General features: G+C 41.4%; 26 protein-coding genes, 1 other RNA gene and 1 other annotated feature. Of the genes, 3 read left to right on the top strand and 24 right to left on the bottom strand.

The window, feature by feature from the left end:
* Positions 1 to 9: 9 nt before the first annotated feature.
* From B808_RS03885 to B808_RS03825, 14 genes are all read right to left on the bottom strand, one after another.
* On the bottom strand, positions 10 to 762 hold the full coding sequence (locus tag B808_RS03885; protein WP_009167390.1) for an acyl-[acyl-carrier-protein] thioesterase: 753 nt from the start codon (positions 760 to 762) through the stop codon (positions 10 to 12).
* A gap of 15 nt (positions 763 to 777) precedes the next feature.
* Entirely contained in the window at positions 778 to 1,656 is an 879-nt protein-coding gene (gene rsmI, locus B808_RS03880; protein WP_009167391.1) for a 16S rRNA (cytidine(1402)-2'-O)-methyltransferase, read from the bottom strand.
* 3 nt (positions 1,657 to 1,659) lie between these two features.
* Positions 1,660 to 1,974 (bottom strand): DNA replication initiation control protein YabA, encoded by a 315-nt coding sequence (locus tag B808_RS03875; protein ID WP_009167392.1) that lies wholly within the window; start codon positions 1,972 to 1,974, stop codon positions 1,660 to 1,662.
* A gap of 20 nt (positions 1,975 to 1,994) precedes the next feature.
* A complete protein-coding gene (gene holB, locus B808_RS03870; protein ID WP_035422050.1) occupies positions 1,995 to 3,008 on the bottom strand; it encodes a DNA polymerase III subunit delta' in 1,014 nt (337 codons plus the stop codon).
* A gap of 11 nt (positions 3,009 to 3,019) precedes the next feature.
* Positions 3,020 to 3,346 (bottom strand): cyclic-di-AMP receptor, encoded by a 327-nt coding sequence (locus B808_RS03865; protein WP_009167394.1) that lies wholly within the window; start codon positions 3,344 to 3,346, stop codon positions 3,020 to 3,022.
* A gap of 11 nt (positions 3,347 to 3,357) precedes the next feature.
* Positions 3,358 to 3,996 carry a dTMP kinase gene (gene tmk / locus B808_RS03860; RefSeq protein ID WP_035422048.1) on the bottom strand — a complete coding sequence of 213 codons (639 nt, stop codon included), beginning with the start codon at positions 3,994 to 3,996 and terminating at the stop codon, positions 3,358 to 3,360.
* Positions 3,997 to 4,108: 112 nt separating this feature from the next.
* The gene (locus B808_RS03855; RefSeq protein WP_035422046.1) at positions 4,109 to 6,046 is read right to left on the bottom strand and encodes an ABC transporter ATP-binding protein/permease; all 1,938 of its coding nucleotides are present in this window, start codon (positions 6,044 to 6,046) and stop codon (positions 4,109 to 4,111) included.
* An 11-nt stretch (positions 6,047 to 6,057) separates the two neighbouring features.
* On the bottom strand, positions 6,058 to 6,300 hold the full coding sequence (locus tag B808_RS03850) for a YaaL family protein (protein ID WP_009167397.1): 243 nt from the start codon (positions 6,298 to 6,300) through the stop codon (positions 6,058 to 6,060).
* Positions 6,301 to 6,307: 7 nt separating this feature from the next.
* Positions 6,308 to 6,907, bottom strand: a complete 600-nt coding sequence (recR, locus tag B808_RS03845; protein ID WP_009167398.1) for a recombination mediator RecR — start codon at positions 6,905 to 6,907, stop codon at positions 6,308 to 6,310.
* Between the two features lie 12 nt (positions 6,908 to 6,919).
* Entirely contained in the window at positions 6,920 to 7,240 is a 321-nt protein-coding gene (locus tag B808_RS03840; RefSeq protein WP_191975881.1) for a YbaB/EbfC family nucleoid-associated protein, read from the bottom strand.
* A 17-nt stretch (positions 7,241 to 7,257) separates the two neighbouring features.
* Entirely contained in the window at positions 7,258 to 8,946 is a 1,689-nt protein-coding gene (gene dnaX / locus B808_RS03835; protein WP_035422043.1) for a DNA polymerase III subunit gamma/tau, read from the bottom strand.
* Positions 8,947 to 9,064: 118 nt separating this feature from the next.
* Positions 9,065 to 9,151, bottom strand: an RNA gene (gene ffs / locus B808_RS06455) — signal recognition particle sRNA small type.
* A 41-nt stretch (positions 9,152 to 9,192) separates the two neighbouring features.
* The gene (locus B808_RS03830) at positions 9,193 to 9,657 is read right to left on the bottom strand and encodes a nucleoside deaminase (RefSeq protein ID WP_081716736.1); all 465 of its coding nucleotides are present in this window, start codon (positions 9,655 to 9,657) and stop codon (positions 9,193 to 9,195) included.
* Positions 9,650 to 10,270 carry a class I SAM-dependent methyltransferase gene (locus tag B808_RS03825; RefSeq protein ID WP_035422039.1) on the bottom strand — a complete coding sequence of 207 codons (621 nt, stop codon included), beginning with the start codon at positions 10,268 to 10,270 and terminating at the stop codon, positions 9,650 to 9,652. The genes B808_RS03830 and B808_RS03825 overlap by 8 nt, the downstream gene beginning before the upstream one ends.
* Positions 10,271 to 10,423: 153 nt before the next feature.
* On the opposite strand from B808_RS03825, the gene nrdH reads away from it, so the two are divergent.
* The 3 genes from nrdH (at position 10,424) to nrdF (ending at position 13,985) form a co-directional block, all read left to right on the top strand.
* Positions 10,424 to 10,669, top strand: coding sequence for a glutaredoxin-like protein NrdH (gene nrdH / locus B808_RS03820; protein WP_035422037.1), 246 nt, complete (start codon positions 10,424 to 10,426; stop codon positions 10,667 to 10,669).
* 113 nt (positions 10,670 to 10,782) lie between these two features.
* On the top strand, positions 10,783 to 12,951 hold the full coding sequence (gene nrdE, locus B808_RS03815; protein ID WP_035422034.1) for a class 1b ribonucleoside-diphosphate reductase subunit alpha: 2,169 nt from the start codon (positions 10,783 to 10,785) through the stop codon (positions 12,949 to 12,951).
* Between the two features lie 14 nt (positions 12,952 to 12,965).
* The gene (nrdF, locus tag B808_RS03810) at positions 12,966 to 13,985 is read left to right on the top strand and encodes a class 1b ribonucleoside-diphosphate reductase subunit beta (RefSeq protein ID WP_035422032.1); all 1,020 of its coding nucleotides are present in this window, start codon (positions 12,966 to 12,968) and stop codon (positions 13,983 to 13,985) included.
* A gap of 51 nt (positions 13,986 to 14,036) precedes the next feature.
* On the opposite strand, the gene B808_RS03805 is transcribed toward nrdF, so the two are convergent.
* The 10 genes from B808_RS03805 to B808_RS03765 form a co-directional block, all read right to left on the bottom strand.
* Entirely contained in the window at positions 14,037 to 14,960 is a 924-nt protein-coding gene (locus B808_RS03805; protein WP_035422030.1) for an L-lactate dehydrogenase, read from the bottom strand.
* A gap of 144 nt (positions 14,961 to 15,104) precedes the next feature.
* Positions 15,105 to 17,666: a bifunctional lysylphosphatidylglycerol flippase/synthetase MprF gene (gene mprF / locus B808_RS03800; protein ID WP_081716735.1), complete on the bottom strand. Its 2,562-nt coding sequence runs from the start codon at positions 17,664 to 17,666 to the stop codon at positions 15,105 to 15,107.
* Between the two features lie 111 nt (positions 17,667 to 17,777).
* Entirely contained in the window at positions 17,778 to 18,143 is a 366-nt protein-coding gene (gene rplL / locus B808_RS03795) for a 50S ribosomal protein L7/L12 (RefSeq protein WP_009167408.1), read from the bottom strand.
* Positions 18,144 to 18,179: 36 nt separating this feature from the next.
* The gene (gene rplJ / locus B808_RS03790; protein ID WP_035422028.1) at positions 18,180 to 18,698 is read right to left on the bottom strand and encodes a 50S ribosomal protein L10; all 519 of its coding nucleotides are present in this window, start codon (positions 18,696 to 18,698) and stop codon (positions 18,180 to 18,182) included.
* Between the two features lie 25 nt (positions 18,699 to 18,723).
* Positions 18,724 to 18,841, bottom strand: a sequence feature (ribosomal protein L10 leader region).
* A 43-nt stretch (positions 18,842 to 18,884) separates the two neighbouring features.
* A complete protein-coding gene (gene rplA / locus B808_RS03785) occupies positions 18,885 to 19,577 on the bottom strand; it encodes a 50S ribosomal protein L1 (protein ID WP_009167410.1) in 693 nt (230 codons plus the stop codon).
* Positions 19,578 to 19,673: 96 nt separating this feature from the next.
* On the bottom strand, positions 19,674 to 20,099 hold the full coding sequence (gene rplK / locus B808_RS03780) for a 50S ribosomal protein L11 (RefSeq protein ID WP_009167411.1): 426 nt from the start codon (positions 20,097 to 20,099) through the stop codon (positions 19,674 to 19,676).
* A 124-nt stretch (positions 20,100 to 20,223) separates the two neighbouring features.
* Positions 20,224 to 20,775 (bottom strand): transcription termination/antitermination protein NusG, encoded by a 552-nt coding sequence (gene nusG / locus B808_RS03775; RefSeq protein WP_009167412.1) that lies wholly within the window; start codon positions 20,773 to 20,775, stop codon positions 20,224 to 20,226.
* 114 nt (positions 20,776 to 20,889) lie between these two features.
* Entirely contained in the window at positions 20,890 to 21,060 is a 171-nt protein-coding gene (secE, locus tag B808_RS03770; protein ID WP_009167413.1) for a preprotein translocase subunit SecE, read from the bottom strand.
* 11 nt (positions 21,061 to 21,071) lie between these two features.
* The gene (rpmG, locus tag B808_RS06450) at positions 21,072 to 21,221 is read right to left on the bottom strand and encodes a 50S ribosomal protein L33 (protein ID WP_081579377.1); all 150 of its coding nucleotides are present in this window, start codon (positions 21,219 to 21,221) and stop codon (positions 21,072 to 21,074) included.
* A gap of 42 nt (positions 21,222 to 21,263) precedes the next feature.
* Positions 21,264 to 21,851, bottom strand: coding sequence for a sigma-70 family RNA polymerase sigma factor (locus B808_RS03765; RefSeq protein WP_035422027.1), 588 nt, complete (start codon positions 21,849 to 21,851; stop codon positions 21,264 to 21,266).
* Between the last annotated feature and the right edge of the window lie 46 nt (positions 21,852 to 21,897).

The following is a 21,897-nucleotide window of genomic DNA, read 5'->3' as shown; positions in this document are numbered from 1 at the left end:
TATCACTTCTTATTCTAAGTTTTCCCATTTAATTTGGGCTGTCGCAGAAACTTGTTCTTGGACTAGTATTTGGTGAACCGACCAATCATAACCAGTTTCAGCAGGAAGGACTGTTGCTCGGCTGGTAACCGCGTCACCATAACGAACTTCATCAGCAAACTTAATGCTAAATCCGACCGCCCGATGCGCTTTTAAAAATGAAAACGGTAGGGTATCGACCATCCAACCAATATAATGAGTATTACTAACATGTCCATTAAAGTCAATATCCGAAAATCGAACCGGATAATTAGTACTAATAACCTCTTCTGACGGTAATTTTTGGATCTTTTGCATCCGCCCAATCCGATGAACTCGTTCACTGCCGTATGGCGTCACCATCTCCGGATTTATTTTTACCATCTTGCGAGTTTTTAAATCCATCGTTACCCAAAGGCTAGTAACCGAAACTAACAACTGACCATCAGTAGTACGAGCCCAAAAATTACGCCGCGCAAAATTATTGGTATATTCAGAGCCTTGGGTTGAAACTTCCAGACGTTCATTGGCGCGTGGCAAGCGCATAATAGTGACGTCGTATTGAATTACAACCCAGGTAGCCCCCGCTTGTTGGACTCGATTAATTCCAACTGCCAAATCATTAGACTGATCCTCAGAAACTTGCACAATGGTATCAATTAAATACTGCAGATTAATATCACCATGAAGATCTGTTTCAAAATTTGCAACCTGAACCGGTTCTGAAAAAATTTTTGCTACCATAATACATTAACGCTCCTAAGTAAGCTGATGATATTCATTGTATACATCTTGTCGAACTACCTGGTTTAACTTTGCTACTTGCTTAATGGCTTCATTTGGTTTTGCTCCGTGATTAATTAATGCTTGCACTTGTGCTCTCAAGGTCAGTTTAGCCATCGGGTTAACCGGCTGGTCCGGTTCTTGATTAGAATTACCTGCAACCAAAATCACAAACTCGCCCCGAATGTTAGTCGCTTCACTCCAGACCACGAGCTCACTTAAGGTTCCCCGCACATATTCTTCGTGCCGCTTAGTAAGTTCACGTCCCAACGCTGCATCCCGATCTCCCAGAACCTGCAGAAGTTGCTTTAATGTTTGCTTAAGTCGATGGGGAGCCTCATAAAAAATCAAAGTTGCTGTAATCGACTGTAAGTGTTGTAACTCGGTTCGTTGCTCTCGGGGTTTCCGTTTTAAAAAACCATAAAACATAAACGGTTGCGCCGGCAACCCGGAAGCAATTAAACTCGTTAGTCCAGCATTTGCTCCTGGCAGGCTCACCACTGGGATTTGGTGCGTTAGACATTGCTGCACCAAATCCTGCCCTGGATCACTGATTGAGGGCATTCCTGCATCACTAACTTGGGCAATCGTCTGCCCCATTTTCAATTTTTGGATTAATTCTGGAGTTCGTGTGGTTGCGTTATGCTCATGAAAACTAATTTGTTTAGTTTTAATCTCAAAATGATTTAATAGCTTTTGCGTGTTGCGGGTATCTTCTGCAGCAATTAAATCTACTAATTTTAAAATCCGTAAAGCCCGCAAGGTAATGTCTTCGAGGTTGCCAATCGGAGTGGGGACTAAATATAAAGTTCCCATCGTCATGGACTTAAAACTAGATTGCGTCTGAAGCGTCATCAGCTATCGCTCCCCGTAAATAATTTCCGTACAAAAGATACAACTTTCATTTTGTAATCGGCTTTTACCATAATACTGATTACAAATATGATAACCGTCATTATAAAGTTTCTCTAAATTTTGCTTTGATTTGGAAAGTACTTGCACACCCTGATGCTTTTTTTCATGGGCATCCAATAAATCATGCAGGTGCTGGTTTTCAATCCGAAGCTCCTCATTTTCTGCCAACATCTTCACCACCTGGTGCTGCATGGTTGCGAGATTGGCAGTCAACTGCTTGAACTCCATTATTAAATCATCAGTGTTTTCAGTCGGCAAAATTGGTCATTCCTTTCACATTACTGAAATTCCCTAAGGCTTTTAAGCGTAATTGCTTCTAAAATATTTTGAAAACTAACGTTATTTTGCTGAAAACGACTAATGGTTAAAACATTTTCAATAATAGCGATTAGTTGCTGATCAGACAAGGAGTTTGCTGCTTGCTGCATCATTTTGTAATCATCACCAAAAGCCAGCTGTTCCGAACCAGTGCCTTGATATTTAACTTGAAGGACCTCTTGAAAGAGGAAACAAATCATTTGAATTGTAACGTCTTGATCATTACGATCTCTCATCAACGGCACCAGATTGGTTTGAACCGTTAAAAAAGCCTGCCAATCACCCTGTAGCAGCCAGCGAAACCAACGCTCTAACCCCTGCTTGCTTTTTACAATCCAGTCGTCCTCTGTGAGTCGCTCAATTTGTCGAGCATCACTAGTCAAGTTTAACAGTAATTGGATTGTACTGTGAGGTAAGGGACCCTGCTTTAACTTAGTTTTTAGCTCCGCTTGATCTTGAACAGCTAATTCCACTACTTGCGTCCGTGAAATAATGGTTGGCAATAAGCGGTGGTAATTATTTGTCAACAAAAAGACCGTTACGTGCGTGGGGGGTTCTTCTAATGATTTTAATAAACTATTAGCCGCTTCCGTCGTCATGGTTTCGGCTTCAGAAATAATAAACACCTTTTGTTGTCCTTCAACCGCACTCTTAGAAAATTCGCGGCGAACCTCTCGAATCTGGTCAACTTTCAAACTGCTCCCGGTTGGTTCCACCATTAAAACATCCGGATGCTCTCCAACTGCAATTCGCAAACATTCGTTGCATTTACCGCAAGGAACCCCAGTTGCTTGCACATTACTACAAAATAGTCGCATGGTGAGTAGCAACGCCAAATTTTTTTTACCGACGCCACTAGTTCCGCTAAACAAATAAGCATGACTTAACTCATGCTTAGCAATTACTTGTAAGAAGTGACGCTCTAACTCCGGTTGTTGCATTTCTACTGCCGTCAACACTTGAGCCGCTTTCATGGTCTCGTCTCCTAAAAATGATAAAAATTATCCATGGGCAACACCATGACTGTTGCTCCGCCAACTTGTACTTCAACCGGGTATGACGTATCACTAATACTTCCGACTAGGTTAATCGGTGGGGTCACATACTGTGAGCGTGCCTGACAAACTTCCTTAATGGTATCTAGGACTTCCTTAACCCGTTGATCCTCAATTCCAATTAAATACGTGATATTTTTAGCCTTCAAAAAACCACCCTTAGTTGCTAACTGCGTGGCAATGATTTTTTGGTGGTTAAGCTGATTTTGTAGCTTGGTAGAATCTTTTTCCTGAACAATTGCTACCACAAGTTTCATAAGCGTCTCCTTTACAAAAAATAGGATGCAAACTGTTGCGAAATTACCGCTAAAACTTTTTGAGTTACTACTGCAACTGGCTGCGTGGCATCAATCACAACCATTCGCTGGGGATTATTAGCGGCAATTTTATCATAGGCTGTCTGAACCCGCACATAAAAATCACGTTGTTGCTGATCTAATTGATTTTGCTGCTTTGTTTCTCGGGTTTGAATGCGTTCCAGTGCCACCGCAACGGGTAATTTTAAGTAAAAAGTCAAGGTTGGCAGCACTCCCTCCGTCGCGAACTGATTCATTTCCAGGATGTTTTCAATGCCTAGCTGCTGACCACCGCCTTGATACGCTAGTGAACTATCGAGATATCGGTCACATAAAATTAGTTGATTATTATGAAGCGCTGGTAAAATCCGCCGTGTAAGGTGTTGTCGGCGAGCTGCTGCAAAGAGGAGTGCCGTGCTCCGTGGATCCAATGCGTTATTGTGATCAAAAATAAAAGAGCGAATCTGTTCGGCCAGTTGATCTCCGCCAGGTTCCCGAGTGGTGACCAGCTGCGCCCCCAATCGGGGAATTAGATCCTGAACAACCTGCTGCATTACCGTCGTTTTTCCAGAGCCATCGAGACCTTCAAATGTGATAAGCTTCCCTGTCATCTGTTTTGCCGTCCAATCATTAATCTAACCTAATTGTACTTTAAAATCGTTGTCTATTCTAGTTAAACTGTTTCCAAACAAAAAAGGCTGATTAATCTCAGCCTTTTTAAAATCATTCTGCACTTAAGCTTACCACTGGATCAACTCGCGCAGCCTTTAATGCAGGTGCTAACGCTGCCAGTAAACAAATTACCACCGAAACAATTACTCCAAAGAGTACATTTCCAACACTAATTTGCATTAGTGAGTAGTGAATCCCAGAATTAGTGAGATGATTAATCCCCAATTCTAAAACATAGGCTAAAATCACTGCGATAATTGATGCAAAAAATCCTAGGATGGCCGCCTCAAAAATAAAGAGGTGCCGAATATTTCGTTTAGTAAAGCCCAAAGCCCGTAAAATTCCAATTTCTTGGGTTCGTTCAGAAACACTGATATATAGAACTACAATGATCATAATGGTAGAAACCAATAATGAGATCGCAGCAATTGAAGTCAACACTCCCACTGCAATGTTAACATACGTATTCAAAGTCGATACAATGCTACCAGCTCCAGTAATTTGAAAATCAGCTTTGCCGGTACTACTGTGTAAAGCTTTTATTTTATTTTGAACCGGCTCCACATTTTTTACTCCGCCGGCAATATCAACCGACAAAAAGTTTGGACTAAAGTCCACCCCACCGGCACGATACATCGAAGCCAACGTATCATAAGAAATCACTGCTGGCGTGCCACTTAAGCTATCAGAAACGCCACTTATTGTAACTTCTTGCTGTAAAATTTTAGGTTGCGTCTGACTGCCCCCTGCATTAATGTACAGCATCAGCTTGTTTCCTTTAACAGCGTATGGATTCTTTTTGTTGATTTTTTGGGCGTCGCCCTTACTAATGAGAATTTCATTTTTACCGGGGATTTTCCCAGTCTTGATATTCTTCGTCTTGATGGTGTGATCGTAAGTTTGAATGGTTTGCAGATGGATATTCTTGTTGCCTTGGCGAAGCTGACCACCAGTGACTGCAAAATAACCCTTTGAAACACTTTTTACATGCTTAATTTTTTCTAATTTTTTCTGGTCCTGGTTGGTTAGTTTGATCTGTTTTGTCTGATCGTCCCCCGTTTTTTTAGTCACTTGAATCGTGTTAGGGTTGATTTGCGAGTAAATCTCATGGTTAATATATCCCTTTGCTCCATTACCCAGCCCCAACATGATAATCACACTAAAAATACCAATGGCTGAACCAATCATAATCAAAATATTTCGTTTCAGATTATAGCAAAAATGTTCCCAGGCCATCCTGAACATGGCGAATGAGCTAGCTACCTTAGAATGGAACGAGTTGTTTTCTTGAACAACTGGGAATGGATCTTTTAGCTGACGATCACTATCAATCACTCCATTTGCCAGATGGACAATTCGCGTCCCATAGTCGGCTACGATTTGTGAATGAGTAACCGCAATGACTAACTTGCCAGACTTAGCAATGTCATTCATCAGCTTCAAAATCTCATCAGTATTCTGGGCATCGAGCGCTCCAGTAGGTTCATCTGCGATAATGATTTCAGGATCTGCTGCTAACGCTCTCGCAATCGAAACTCGTTGCTTTTGACCTCCCGAAAGCTGGTTAGGATATTTATTTTGATGATCAGCCAGCCCAACTTGTTTTAACAAATCACGAGCCCGCTGTTCTTGTTCTTGTTTATTCATCGTAGTCATCTCAAGCGCTACGATTACATTTTCTTTAACCGTTAGATGACTAACTAAATTAAAACTTTGAAAAATGAACCCAATGGTACTCCGCCGGTACTCATCCAACTGTTGGCTAGTCTCGCGTTTGAGCGACTTTCCATTTAACAGCACATCTCCTTGATAGTTACCATCGAGACCAGCAATGATATTCATTAAAGTGGTCTTTCCCCCACCAGATTCGCCTAAGATGGAGACAAATTCTCCCTTAGAAAACTGGAGGTTGATTCCATTTAAAACTTGAAAATGTTGATTATCAACTTCATAACTTTTCTTAATATCCTTTAGTTCTAGATACGCCATTACTTGCTCCTTTAATTATCGTAGACACTGGGTTGAATCCGAGTATTTTTTAAACGTCGTTTACGTGATTGTCGGTACATAAATTCGTACTTTTGTTTGGCGAGTTCCGTCTGGGCAATAACTTGCGGATCAACATCAGCAACCGCCTGTTCCGTTTGCTGAGCTTGATCCCAGTCCTGCTTGAGCAGATTAATTGAAGTTAACAATGACTCATCATACATTTGTTTGAAGTTTTTTTGTCTAAATTTGAACATACATCACCTACATCTCGGTGCGTCCTTCCACCGCTTTATATAATGTCATTTCATCAGCATATTCAATATCACTTCCTACAGAAAGCCCCCGCGCTAGTCTGGTTACCCGTAATCCTGCTGGTTTTAATAACCGAGCTAGGTACATTGCCGTCGCATCTCCTTCGGGAGTGGCATTTGTTGCAATGATTACTTCTTTAATCGCTTCATTTTTCTGCAGTCGCTGAATTAATGAACTAATGTTCAATTCTTCTGGACCCCGACCCTCAATTGGTGACATTACTCCATGCAAGACATGATATAAACCGTGGTAATCTTTCATTTTCTCCATCGTCATCACATCTTTAGCTTGTTCGACCACAACCACCTGACTCTGATCTCGAGTCGGATCAGAACAAATTGCACAAGGGTCATGTTCAGTTAAGTTACCACAAATCGAGCAAAATGTCAGTTTATCTTTTGTATCCAATAACGCTTGAGAAAAATTTTTCACAACATCGGCATCCATATCAACTGTAAAGAACGCCAGCCGGGTGGCTGTTTTTTCCCCAATTCCCGGAAGATGCATATAACTATCAATCAATTTAGCAACTGGTTCTGGGTACTGCATATAAATCACTCCCTACATTCCGGGAATGTTCATTCCCTGGGTATACTTACCCATTTTTGATTTTGTAGTTTCTGCAATCTGATTTAAGCCATCATTTACAGCACTAATAACTAAATCAGACAACATTTCAGTATCACTCGAATCAATGGCCTCTGGCTTAATTTGTAGATCTTTCAATTGGCGATCACCAGTAAAAGTTGCTGTAACCAGTTCCTTTGGTGCCTTGCCAACAAACTCTGTCTGATCAATCGTCTCCTGTTCAGAAGCTAATTTTTTTTGCATCTCTTGCGCCTGCTTCATCAATTTTCCCATGTTCATGCCATTCATTCCCATTGTGTAATTCCTCCATCTTAGTTATTTTCAATTTTAATTAATTCACTACCGAACAAATCCTTAGCCTTTGTAACAAGCGGAGTTTCTACCGTCTTTTCTGTCGTCGGAATCGCTTGCTTGGGCTGCTTTCGATCAAGATATTCTTGTCTGATCTTGGGCCATTCAGCTTGGGTCACAAATAATAACGGAACGGTCGTGCCAAACACTTGCTCTAAACCAGTTTGCAGGGCTGTTTGCAATTCTTGATCATGTCCAGCTTTTTCATACAAAAAGTCATAATCAAATGCCACGACAACCCCCTGATCACTGGCAGCTACCGGTTTAGAAACGTGCATAACTGCCCGTTGTGTTACTGATAAGGAACCTAACAGCTGCTCCCAGTGTTGCTGATAATTTGTCAACGCTTTGCGCGTTGCCGTTTGGAGGACCTGAAAAATTGCAGTAAGATCTGCCTTAAGCGGGCGTGGTTTTTCAGAAACAGTCGTCCGTGGAGCGGGCGTTGCTGTAGTTGAAGTAGCCGGTTGCTCGTCTCGTTTTGCTTTTTGCAAATCAGGTTTAAGTTGCTGCTGTAAAGTCGTCACTTGCTGTTGGAGTTGGTGCACCTCGGCTACTAAATCATTTGGTTTTGGATGTGCTAACTTAACGGTTAATAATTCTAAATACACATCCGGTTGATAGGTTGCACGCAACTGCTGCTGCACCTGCCCCATGATCTCGATTGCCTGATAAATCACTGTTGCATCCGTCGCTTGCGCCATTGTGGGGAAGCGTTCCCCGAGCATTGCTAGTTCGTTTGCGGGAATCATCGTTTGATCCTGCTGGTACAGCAACATTTTTTGCGCATAATCAATTAGATCCTCAATAAACTGGTGGGCATCCTTCCCTTGGCTTAAAATCGTCTGCACCATCGCTAACCCCGTGGCCACCTCATGCCCAAAGACAGCCACAAAATAATTTTGCAATTCCACCCGAGCGACGCTCCCAGTGACCTGTAACGCATTCTCATACGTAACCCGATCTTGCTGATAAGCTAGCGCCTGGTCGAGCATGCTGAGCGCATCTCTAAGACCACCTTCAGCACTTTGAGCAATCACTTTAAGACCTTGGTCATCGTAAGTAATTTGTTTAGCTGCCAAAATTTTTTCTAACTGCGCTACAATTGCGGTTGCTGAAATTCGTTTAAAGGAAAAGCGCTGAACCCGTGAAATGATAGTAGCAGGTAACTTATGCGGTTCCGTCGTAGCTAGAATAAAAATCACCTGTGCCGGCGGTTCTTCCAGTGTCTTTAGTAGCGCATTAAACGCTCCTGTAGAAAGCATATGAACTTCATCGATAATGTAAACCTTGTAGGCTGCCTCAGTAGGAGCATATTTTGCCTTATCACGAATATTACGGATCTCTTCAACCCCATTATTAGAAGCCGCATCAATTTCGATCACATCATTGAGTGCTCCTTGATTAATTGCTAAACAAATCGGACATTGGTTACAGGGTTCCCCATCCTGCTGTTTTGGGCAGTTAACCGCTTTGGCTAAAATTTTAGCTGTCGAGGTCTTACCAGTACCTCGAGGGCCGCTAAAGAGATAGGCGTGACTAATCTGTTTTGTAATCAATGCATTTTTCAAAGTCTTGGTAATCACCGGCTGACCGACAATCTCATCGAAACGTTGTGGTCGCCAAACCCGATATAAAGCCTGATAGCTCAAAAAGCACTCCTTTCCATCTGTAAAATCACAGATAAGTTAATCACTAGCTCCATTTTAACACGTTCATAATTTTTCTATAAAAAAATCTCTCGATCAATTTGATCGAGAGTTAGTTAGCTATAACGAGAAGCACAGGACGAAACAAACTTAGTGCTGCTTCCTTCCGGACCTGACACGGTTCGTAAGTCCATCCTTGCCTCAAGGCCTTACGGCACTTAATACTATAATCCATTCCGACTAGCTTGTCTAGTCCTTAGAGCCTCGTTGGCGCTTATTTTTAAAAAATGACTGCATCAATCGACGGGATGCTACCGTCTGAACCCCGCTGCGCACACTCACTTGATGATTTTGGCGAGAATCCGTCAAGCAGTGGTACAGACTCTTTACCGCTCCCGCTTTAGGATTCATTGCTCCATAAACTACCCGTGCCACTCGGGCATTCAGGATTGCTCCCGCACACATCAAACAAGGCTCAATCGTGACGTACAAAGTACATTCATCCAACCGCCAACTATGAAGTTTTTGACAGGCCATGTCCAAAGCGATCAGTTCAGCATGTTGAGTTGCTAGCTGGCTATGTTCCCGTAAATTATGTCCCGTTCCAATGATTTGGTCGTGGAAAACGACCACTGCTCCAATCGGTATTTCTCCGACCTGACCAGAAAATTCTCCTAACTTTAATGCCTGCCTCATATAATAATCATCATTCATTTTTAGAACCATCCCGGCGCTCACTCACTAAAATATAATAACCCTTGGAACGCTTAACAATCCGGACATTCCCAAAGACATTTTTCAACGTTTGCTGAGCAGATGGGGCTCCTTGTTTTTTTTGCAAAACGACCGTAATCGTTCCCTGTGGCAACAAATGATCATAGGCTCCTGCAAGCATCCGTGTTACCACCGCTTTCCCAGCCCGCACTGGTGGATTCGTCACAATGGCGGCGAATTGCTCGCTAAGCGCTTGATAACCGTCGGATTGCTTCACTAAAACGTTCTCCAGTTGATTTGCCCGGGCATTTCTTGTTGCGAGACTAAGCGCTCGCTGATTGACGTCAGTTAACAAAAACTGCCGATTAGGGGCTTGCCGCGCCAAGAAAAGCCCAATTGGCCCATAACCACAACCCAAATCCAAAATTGGTCCAGCGGGGATCTGTTCTAAATTAGTATTCTCAATCAGCAGTCGGGAACCATAATCAATCGTATTTTTAGAAAACACTCCGTTGTCTGAGATGAAACTTAACGTGGTTTGCTTCAGCGTAAAATCCCAGTGCTTTTCATTGTGCGCAACCGTCGGATTAGTACTATAGTAAAAACTATTCAAAATCTCATCCCTTTCAAAAATTTTTTTATGTTTCACACACCATATATAGCGTGTTTCTCAAATGCTTGACCCCACATGTAGGGGGTTCAGTAGTTGAAAGATTCACTTTTCGTAGTAAACTTTAAAACAGTAAGTAAAAAGGAGCTGATTACTATGGAAAAAGTTACTGTTTTCACAAAAGATAATTGTATTCAATGTAAACTGACAAAACGTTTTTTAAAGGAACACAACGTGACCTTTACGGAGAAAAACACCTCCACTAATCCGGAGCTAATTGGACACTTAAAAAAGCAAGGATTTCAAGCGGTTCCAGTCGTTGAAAGTCAGTTCATCGAATCATTCAGCGGATTTCAGCCGGCTAATCTCAACAAATTACTAGCCGCCTTTCAATCAGCCTAGTCCTGACTTCATTATACACGCAAATATCACTTCTAAATTTCTGAAGTTAGTAATTACTAATACTAACGCGGATTTTTTTATCTAGATTAAAATATTGAGGGGAATTCAGAATCATGTCACTAAAAGACCACCAGGATGTTTCTTATTTCAGTTTAAACAACGAAATTAACATTCCCACTGCCGATGGAAAAATCCAATTGGAAAAAGATCGCGAGGCACTAGCAGCCTTTCTAGAAGAGAACGTACGCCCCAATACCAGGCACTTTAATTCCTTACGAGAACGCTTCGATTACTTAATTGAACATGACTACGTTGAGGCTCGTACCATCAAGAATTACCCGTTTACCTTTATCGAACAACTCTATCAGTATCTCGAAACCCAAAACTTTCACTTCCATTCTTTTATGGCAGCTTACAAGTTTTATGCTCAGTATGCATTAAAGACCAATGATGGTAATCAATACCTCGAAAATTATCTCGACCGAACGGCTCTTAATGCCCTATACATGGCTGATGGTAATCAACAACTAGCCATGGACTTGGCTAGCGAACTGATCAACCAGCGCTTTCAGCCCGCTACTCCTACGTTTCTAAATGCCGGTAAGAAACGGCGTGGTGAATTAATTTCCTGCTTTTTAATTCAGACAACCGATGACATGAATAGTATCGGTCGGACAATTAATTCAGCGCTGCAACTCTCAAAAATCGGTGGTGGGGTTGGAATCAACTTATCTAATCTCCGCTCGGCTGGTGATCCTATCAAAGAGATTGAAGGTGCTGCTAGCGGAGTTTTACCCGTCATGAAACTTTTAGAAGACAGCTTTAGTTACTCCAATCAACTAGGGCAGCGTCAGGGAGCCGGCGTCGTTTATCTTAGTGTTTTTCACCCCGATATTATCGACTTTTTGTCTGTTAAACAAGAAAATGCCGATGAAAAGATCCGGGTTAATACCCTTTCGTTAGGCGTTACCATTCCAGATAAATTTTATGAGTTAGCTAAGCATAATGACCAAATGGCGTTATTTAGCCCTTATGATGTAGAAAAAGTTTATGGCGTTCCTTTCTCATACGTTGATCTCACCACCGAGTACGACCGAATGGTGAATAACTCTGCAATTCACAAAAAATATATCAAGGCTCGTGATCTAGAAACTGAACTAGGTAAACTCCAACAAGAATCAGGATATCCGTATGTCATGAACATTGACACCGCTAATCGTGATAATCCGATCGAGGGTAAGATCGTGATGAGCAATCTTTGTTCCGAGGTTATGCAAGTTCAAACCCCCTCGATTATCAACGATCTTCAGGAATATGAAAAACTCGGCACCGATGTTTCTTGTAATCTAGGCTCGACTAACGTTGTTAACTTGATGCGCTCAACTAACTTTGGCAAATCAATTACCACCATGGTGCGCGCCCTGACCTTTGTCTCTGACTCCAGTAAAATCAATGTTGTCCCTTCGATTCGCCATGGGAATGACCTCAGTCACTCGATTGGACTCGGCGCTATGGGACTCCATTCCTATCTTGCCTTACATCATTTATACTATGGTGAGCCTGACTCCGTTGAATTCACCAGTGTTTATTTTATGTTACTTAATTACTGGACCCTCGTCGCTTCTAACCAGCTCGCAAAAGAACGGGGCGTAACCTTCGATAATTTTGAAAATAGTAAATATGCTGACGGTAGCTATTTCGATAAATATACTAGCAAAGACTGGGGGCCACGTTCCGAGCGGGTTAAATCACTATTTCAGAACATCGACATCCCAACCCCAGACGATTGGCAACAACTCCAAGCAGCGGTTCAAGAATTTGGTCTGTACCATCAAAACCGCATGGCGGTTGCTCCTAATGGTTCGACAGCCTACATTGGTGATGCCACCGCTAGCTTAGCTCCGATCGTTAGCCGGATTGAGGAGCGCCAAGAAGCCAAAATTGGAACTATTTTTTACCCTGCGCCTTACCTTTCGAATGAAACTCTCAAATACTATCAGTCCGCCTATGATCTTGACATGCGCAAGGAAATTGATATTTATGCCGCAGCACAACAGCACGTCGATCAAAGTCTCAGCATGACGATGTTCTTACGTTCCACCATTCCGAAGGGCTTGTACGAATGGAAAAATGGACGTTCGGAAAAAATGTCAACCAGAGACCTGTCCATTTTACGCAACTATGCCCACCAAAAGGGGATTAAATCCATCTATTATGTCAGAACTTTTACGGACAACAACGATACGGTGGGTGCTAATGAATGTGAAAGCTGTGTCATTTAGAGGAGGATTTTACCATGAACTTAAACGAGGTCTTAACTGGCAAATTAACTGGCGCATATCAAGCCATTAATTGGAATCAGGTTAGTGATCAGATTGACCAAGCTACTTGGCACAAGTTAACTGAACAATTTTGGCTGGACACTCGAGTACCAGTTTCTAATGATTTAAAAGACTGGCGGGAATTAGATGATGATCATAAGTGGTTGGTCGGACATGTGTTTGGAGGATTAACCCTTCTAGACACACTCCAGTCACAAGATGGCATGGCCGCCCTACGCAATGATGCCACTACCCAACATGAAATTGCAGTCCTTAATAATATTCAATTTATGGAATCGGTTCATGCTAAAAGTTATTCCACTATTTTTTCAACATTAAATACACCGAGTGAAATTAATGAAATCTTTGCTTGGAGTGATTCTGAGGAATTTTTGCAAAATAAAACTAAGCGCATCTATGAACTATATCATAGCGAAGGTGATCCATTAAAAAAGAAAATTTCGAGTGTTTTCCTAGAAACCTTTCTCTTTTATTCCGGATTTTTCACTCCCCTCTGGTACCTAGGAAACAATAAGCTCACAAATGTAGCCGAAATCATCAAACTAATCATTCGTGATGAATCAGTTCATGGAACTTACATCGGCTATAAATTTCAGGTTGCTTTCAACAAGCTTGACAACCAGCGTCAACAAGCTCTGAAGGATTGGATGTACAATTTCTTGTATGATTTGTACGATAATGAGGAAAAATATACCCACCTCTTATATGATCAAGTTGGACTAACTGAAAAAGTTTTAACATTCATTCGCTACAATGCCAATAAAGCACTCATGAATTTAGGTCAAGATCCTATGTTTCCAGACACTGCTGCCGACGTAAACCCCGTCGTCATGAATGGAATTTCAACTGCCACCGTTAACCATGACTTCTTCTCTGAGGTTGGCAATGGTTATCGTCTTGGTAATGTTGAAGCAATGAGTGATCAAGATTATCAGCTTAGTTCCTGGGAAGCTCATCACCAACCTAAAAAATAACGTCATCTAAAAAGGATTTGCGCTTGAATCATTCAAGTACAAATCCTTTTTTTAACCTAAATATTTTGCAACATTACTCTTAATAAAGTCAGCAGAATGTTGTAGTTGTTCTAGTTCTTGTTTCGTTAACTGTAGCGTATTATCCTGCAAGACTCCATCACGTCCAACCATAACTGGATATGATAAGTAGACCTGGTATTCTGATCGAAAATTAGAAATCGGTAAAACCAGATGCGCATCACTCATAATCGCTAGCGCTAGCCGAACCGCAGCCGTTGCCACTCCGTAACTAGTGTACCCTTTCCCTTTAAAAACCGCAAACCCTCCTCGGCGAGCTTCACTATCAAGCTCAGCTAAGTCTAGTCCTCTAGCTGGCGCTAACTTTGTTAAGGGTTGGTCAAGAGCATAAACGGTGGACCAGGCCGTAAATTGAGAATTGCCATGCTCGCCCAAATTATAGCCACTCACTGCCCGTGGATCAAGCTTCAGGCGTTCTGACACCGCACGTTTCATGCGAGCTGAATCTAGTAAGGTTCCCGTTCCTAAAACATGTTTTTGCGGCAATCCCGTCACTTGCTGATAAATTTGAGTGATGACATCGACCGGATTAGTTATCGCAATAATAATTCCATTAAAACCGACATCACGAATTCGAGCAGCCACCTGTTTGACGTTCTCACTATTAAACGGCAATTCGACAAACCGATCCTCGTTAGCTTGATCATTCAACCGAATATTTCCTAAGGCTGAGATAATGATATCTGCATCACGTAAAGCACCATAGTCATTCACAATAATTTCCGTATGGAATGGTAAATTTGGCATCGCTTCACGAAAATCAAGCGCATCGGCTTCAACTTTCTTTGTATTAGTATCAATCAAAACTAATTCATCAGTGAATCCATTTGCAACTAAATAGTGGGCAACGGTACTCCCAACATGACCAACGCCAATGATTCCAATCTTTCTTGTCATTTTAAGACCTCCTCATAATTGTAAATATTGTAACAGTTACAAACTTGTTTTCCTAGTTAATCTTGATTAATAGCAAATAAATTATGTTCCTCACTAATTTAACCCAATTAAAAAGCCTGCAAATAAAAATTTGCAGGCTTTTACCTAATTTAACCGCTGTGGTTTTTCGTTGACTACTACCAATAGTTGTAACATGGTAAAGACCAACGAATTATGGCGACGATAAACGAAGTACTTCGATTCCCAGCGATCAACATATTTTTGCTTATAGGACCGTAATCCCTGAAAACTATAAAACGCATCGCCATATTCATAAATCAAATGCGCGATTTTTTCGTTAATAAAACTAAACCGTGAATTCCCAACGTTGGCTAGCGGTGCCATCCCAAGATTAAACCACTGGTAGCCAACTTCTTTTGAGTAGTTAAATAAATTAATGAAAATTGCATCCATAATTCCAGAAGGTGCTGTTCCCCCTGACCGCATTAAATCGATCGAGGTCGTTTGATGATCACCAGTTGGCATCAGATTAGCAAAGGCCACAATTTCATCATCCTGATCGTGAATTACCGCAATCGGAGCTTGATTTAAATAATAGTCATCAAAGAACCCAAGTGAAAAGCCTTTTTCCTCCCGGCCTTCGAGCCATTCTTCAGAAATTAACCGTAGTTTAGCAAGCGTGTTCTCTGAAAAGGGCGGTTGTAAGATGTCAAAGTGGTATCCATCCCGACTAAATTTATGCATCAACGCGCGTTCACCACGATGTCGCTTCCCTACAAGGGTGAAATCTTTCAGATTGACATACCCCTCTTCTCCAGCCTTGATAAAATCAAAGCCCTTGTCATGTAACAACATCGTCAGCGACTCGCTTACCTCATAGAAAACCAAGGTCAAATCAACATTATCAGCATCTAACATAAACTGATCAATAGCTGCTTCTAACTTTTCCTGATTACCAAAGGGTTCTCCCATTACGATTAGCTTATTCGCTTTTTGGCGATACATAAATACCATCTGGTCTTGATGATCCTCTTGATAAAAATATAATTTCTTATCCCGTAAAAAAGCCAGGTGACTATCTTCATTTCCACCGAAGTTATTAATCACTGTGCGCACGCGCTCGGCATCAAATTTTTGATAAAGCCAGGCCGTCTTACTTGGACTAGAGTAACTTAAATAGCGATAGAGACCGTATAGAATACAAATTGCGATCACAAAGCCAATTAAACCAATAATCCAAACTTGTTGGGAAGGTAATAGGTAGGCATTGGTTAGTTTAATGACCGACCGTCCATTTCCCATCAGTAACCCAACCAAAACATAAATCACAAAAGTAGCAATAAAAATCCCGGCATCCGTTAGTAGTGCCCCCCACGAATAGGTGAGGCGCTCGCGATACATTCCTTTCCGAGCAAACCACAAACAAACCATAATCACAAACAAGAAAATTGCTAGGCCCTTGGGGAAATCTTCCTTCCATAAAGTATTTCCAATCGCAAAGACTAGTAGCGCAACCGTTGGCCAAAAGGCTTTTTTGACCTGTGAACCAACCCCGCGCGCCAAGCCAACTAGTAAACAACCAATTACCACATTTGAAAGTTGTCCCAGAAAATACAAAGTATAGGGAGCTAGCGATAAATATAATCGGTTGGTTAAGACCACATTAGGAACCGTGGCCAGTAAAATCATCATAATCCCAGAAAAATACATGAAAATGGTAATAATAATCTGAGCTGACCGTTGCACGATACTCATTGGGATGTCATCCAAAAAATGGTTAACCCGAGCTAACAGCTCTTGGGCAAAAAGGAATACCCCAACTGCAAACGGTAAAAAGTAGTAAAAAATCCGATACAGTAGCACCCAGACAGTTGCTAATGTCGGTGATACTCCTAACAATCCCAAGCCAATAATCATGGTGCCATCAAAGGTCCCAAGTCCCCCTGGTAGCATCGAAACAACTCCGATTACGTTTGCCGCGATAAAGAGCGGAAAGACATTAAAAACATTGATTGGCAACGACATAAAACTTCCAATGATCAAAAATAGGCTCGCACAGGAACTCCACTCTAAACAAGAACCCACAATCAATTTTAATTCCCGTTTAATGGTTAAATCTGCAAAAAATTCAGAATTATTCAACCGTGTAACCATAAAAATAATTGGAAAATAAACACCACCGCCTGCTAACCAAAACCAGTAACCGGCATATTGGCGACCAATGCCAAATCCAAACAACAAAATAAGTGCTAACAAACACAACATCGATAATCCAGCCAATAAGAATAAAGCAATTTTAGAAATCGCATATAAAATCTGCTTCTTAGTCGCTCCTTTACTATAAAAGCTGGCCCGTAAGCTAGCTCCCAAGAAGCCTCCAAAACCAGCAATGTTCGTAAAAGAATTCGTAATCCAACCACTTTTTATTACATACAGTGGTTTGAATTTAGTTGGCAAGAATTCTGTAAACGTAAAATCATAAAACAACATGGGGGTGACTGCTAAAAATCCTAAAATAGTCATCCACAATAAATTGCTAGGGGACTGTGATGCTAAACTTTGGCGCATCTGCTGTCCATTAATCTCATGAATGATTTCACGACCTTCGATAATCACAAAAATGATAATGACTAACAAAAAAACGGCCTTAATCCAGTTCAAATATCGATTAAATAGATTCACCAAGCGCTTAATAAAATTTTTCAAAGGTTGCCTCCAATTGATTAGGTCCTTTTTATTATCTCAATTTCCTCGTTATTCTACAAGAAAAGCAAAAAGGACGCATGGCCAAAACCACACGTCCTTTTGCTAAGAAAACTACTTCAAAGTAACAGTTGCGCCCTCGGCTTCAAGCTTTTCCTTGATGTCGTTAGCATCTGACTCAGAAAGTCCTTCTTTAACGATTGATGGAGCACCATCAACCATTTCCTTACATTCTTTAAGACCTAGCCCGGTAATATCCTTTAAGGCCTTGATAACCTTAATCTTACCAGAACCACCAGCAGTTAATTCAACATCAAAAGTACTCTTAGCAGCACCTTCACCACCAGCAGCACCGGCAGCAGCAACTGGAGCAGCAGCTGATACATCGAATTCATCTTCGATTGCTTTTACCAAATCATTTAAATCGGTAATCGAAGCATCTTTTAATTGTGCAATAATACTATCTTTATCAAAAGCCATGATTATTCCTCCTAATAGGACGTTTTTAAATTATAATTAAGCAGCGTCGCCGTCATCAGAATCAGCATCTTTTTCAGAAACTGCCTTAACAGCATATGCAACTTGGCGGATTGGAGCTTGTAAAATATTGGCAAGCGTTGATAGTAATTCTTCTCGACTTGGCAAGGTAGCAAACTCATTAATCTTATCAAGGGAAGCAACTTCACCTTCGATAATTCCACCCTTAATCTCCAAAGCCTCATGCTCTGAAGCAAACTTCTTTAATACTTTAGCGGGGGCAACCGGATCCTCTTTAGAAAAAGCAACGGCACTTGGTCCCTTGAAAATTGATTTCAAATCTGCTTGACCAACCTGGTCAGCAGCCCGTTCTAAAACTTTGTTCTTGATAACTACTAATTTAACATCGTTGGCACGAAGTTCTTTACGAAGCTCGGTATCCTGAGCTACGGTCAAACCACGAGAGTTAACTACGATAGCGGAAATAGCAGCTTTAAAATCATTGGCAACTTCGTCGACTTGGGCAGCTTTAGCAGCAATAACATCTTTCTTTGGCATCACATTCACCTCCTGTATAGTTAGTAAATCGCATAAAAAATCCCCATGCTCGCTAAAACACAGGGAAAAGTCGTTAAACTCCTCGGCAGGCAAAATTAAGACCAATCGGTCACCTGAGTCTTAGGCGATTCATATATTAATAATCTATCACACTAGTGATCAACCGTCAAACTCTGTAACTAGTCACTAAAAAGATTCTGGTGCGACCTTAACTCCAGGGCCAAAAGTTGATGAAACTGAGATGTTTTGCACATACGTTCCACGAACTGATGCAGGACGATTTTTAATGATGATATCTTGAATGGTTTTAAAGTTTTCGACTAACTTGTCAGCTGAGAAAGAAGCCTTCCCGATCGCAGCGGCAACGTTGCCGTCTCGATCAGTCCGGTACGTAACTTTGCCGGCTTTAGATTCCTGAACTGCTTTAGTAACGTCCATAGTAACCGTTCCCGTTTTAGGATTTGGCATCAAACCCTTAGGTCCTAATACTCGTCCCAAACGACCAACCTGAGCCATCATATCTGGAGTTGAAATGGCAACGTCAAAGTCAAGCCAACCATCCATAATTTTTTGAGCTAAATCTGCTTCACCAACCACGTCAGCACCAGCTGCAGTTGCTTCTTTCGCTTTATCACCCTTGGCAAAAACAATTACTTTTTGATCTTTACCAGTTCCGTTTGGTAAAACGACAGCACCACGTAGCTGTTGATCAGCTTGTTTGGTATCCACATTTAATTTAATAACTGCTTCAATTGAATCATCAAAGTTAGCCGTATCCAATTTTTGGACTAAAGCAACTGCTTCTTCAACTGTGTAAGCTTTGTTTTTATCGACCTGCTCTGCAGCTGTACTGTATTTTTTTCCTCGTTTACGACTCATGTTTTTCCTCCTTGCAAATGTGGTGTTGACGGAAAGAAAATCCTCCCACTTTCAAATATTATCTTTTGATAATACCGCGACTACTCTCAGTTAAAATTAGCCTTCAACTGTAAAGCCCATGCTGCGAGCAGTTCCTTCGATCATCCGCATTGCTGCTTCAACATCAGCTGCGTTTAGATCCTGCATTTTAGTTTCGGCGATTTCCTTTACTTGATCCTTAGTTACCGTAGCAACTTTTTTAGTGTTAGGTTCGCCAGAACCGGATTCCACTCCTGCTGCTTTTTTCAACAGAACAGCGGCTGGTGGAGTTTTAGTAATGAAGTCAAAGGAATGATCTTCATAAACTGTGATGACAACTGGAATCAGCATTCCAGCTTGCTCGGCTGTCCGAGCATTGAAATCCTTCGTGAATTCCATGATGTTAACTCCAGCTTGCCCTAAAGCGGGTCCAACTGGAGGAGCAGGGGTTGCTTTCCCCGCTGCAATCTGCAATTTGACAATATCAGCTACTTTTTTAGCCACGAGACATACCTCCTCTGAGTCCGTGTGTGGTCAATGAAGATAAATTTTCTTCTCCCACGTTGATCATGCAAAATACACTTGACAACCATAACACAATCACTGTGATTTAACAACTGTTGCTGCTCTAAATAGCTAGTGGTTTAACTTGGTGGAAGTCTAGTTCTGTGCTGGTTTCTCGACCAAACATGTCAATATTAACCTTGAGCTTTCCTTTTTCGTTGTCAATACTGGTGATTTTACCTGAAAGACCATTAAAAGCTCCTTCAGTAATTGTGACCGTATCACCAACTTGGCTTTCCAGTGGCGTCACGTTTTGTTTAACCCCAAGGCTTGCCATTACTTGGTCAACTTCTTCTGGCAAAAGTGGGTTCGGCTTAGAACCCTGTCCATGTGAACCAATAAATCCGGTCACTCCTGGAGTATTTCGTACCACGTACCACGCTTGATCGGTCATCACCATCTGAACCAAGACATATCCGGGAAAGGTTTTATCCATTACGACTTTTTCTTTGCCGTTTTTTACTTCGCGTTTTTCTTGTTCGGGAACTACCACATCAAAAATGTAGTCTTGCATCCCCATCGAATCTTTTCTAGAAGTCAGATTTTCCTTTACTTTGTTTTCATAACCGGAATAAGTATGTAATACATACCACTGTTTTTCTGCTGACTCTACCATTTGTACATATCTCCTTGTGGAAGCATTGCTTTAAAACCAAAATAAAAAACCTCGCCGCAACGAAGTTAGTATCCATACTATAACAAATTAATTATGAAAATGCGAATTACCAGATTAAAGTAAGACTTGCTGAATCACCCAATCAATTACTCCCAAAAAGATCGTGAAGAAGATCGTAGTGCCAATCACCGTCAAAGTATCATTTCTCGTTTGTCGAACATTTGGCCAGGTAACTAGTTTCATTTCCCGCCCAACACTTTTAATAAAATTAAATAATCTTTTCATTTCATTTTCTCCTAAATCGATGCGTGGTGAAGCGTTACCCGACGACAATGCTTACAATACTTTTTTAACTCCAAGCGTTGGGTAGTCCTAGACGAGATACGAATTCGGTAATTACGCATTCCACATATCGAACAGGCTAAAACTGCCCGCTGACTTCGCATAAAACCACCCCTAATCGTGGCTACTTTACCATTAATTCAAGCTCACGTCAAACAATGTTGTTGAAAATACTTCTTGCGACATCGTAACAGTGCACTGCTAACCTGACTAACACTAGTCGCCGTTCGGGTCGCAATTTGTTGTGCCGTCTGCTGTCGCAGTGCCCCGGATAGTACGCTACGCTCAAACTGTGAACAGCGAAGCAATACCGTTTGTAAGTCCTCATAGGCCTCATACAACAATAATGGATCAGGAGCCCCATCGTCCTGAACAGTTTCTGCATAGTATTCCGCATAAGCACTAAAAGATGCCTGACAACGAGCCGGAATTCGTTTTTTGGCCCGTTTTTTTCGCAAAATATCAAACAAATGGTTGCGCAAGCTGGTTTTATAAAAACTGCCAAATGTCACCTGCTTGGCTAAATCATACTTTCGAATTGCATGATAAAAAACAATCGCTGCTTCCTGACTCCAGTCGCAAAGTTCCATGTCAGTTAAATAAAAATCATGCCACAACTTTAAATAAACTGGAGCAAATTGGTGAAACAGCTTTGTGAACGCCTCATCATCCGTTTGAGCGGCAATGATTAATTGCGGATTACACTTACAATTGTGCTTTGTTTTTATTTTCATTCCGTGCTCCTTTAAAACTAATTTCATAACAATTTAGCGACAAATA

It is taken from the genome of Fructilactobacillus florum 8D (assembly GCF_000512295.1).
In the GTDB taxonomy this organism is placed as follows: domain Bacteria; phylum Bacillota; class Bacilli; order Lactobacillales; family Lactobacillaceae; genus Fructilactobacillus; species Fructilactobacillus florum.
This window is presented reverse-complemented; position numbering and strand designations above follow the sequence as displayed.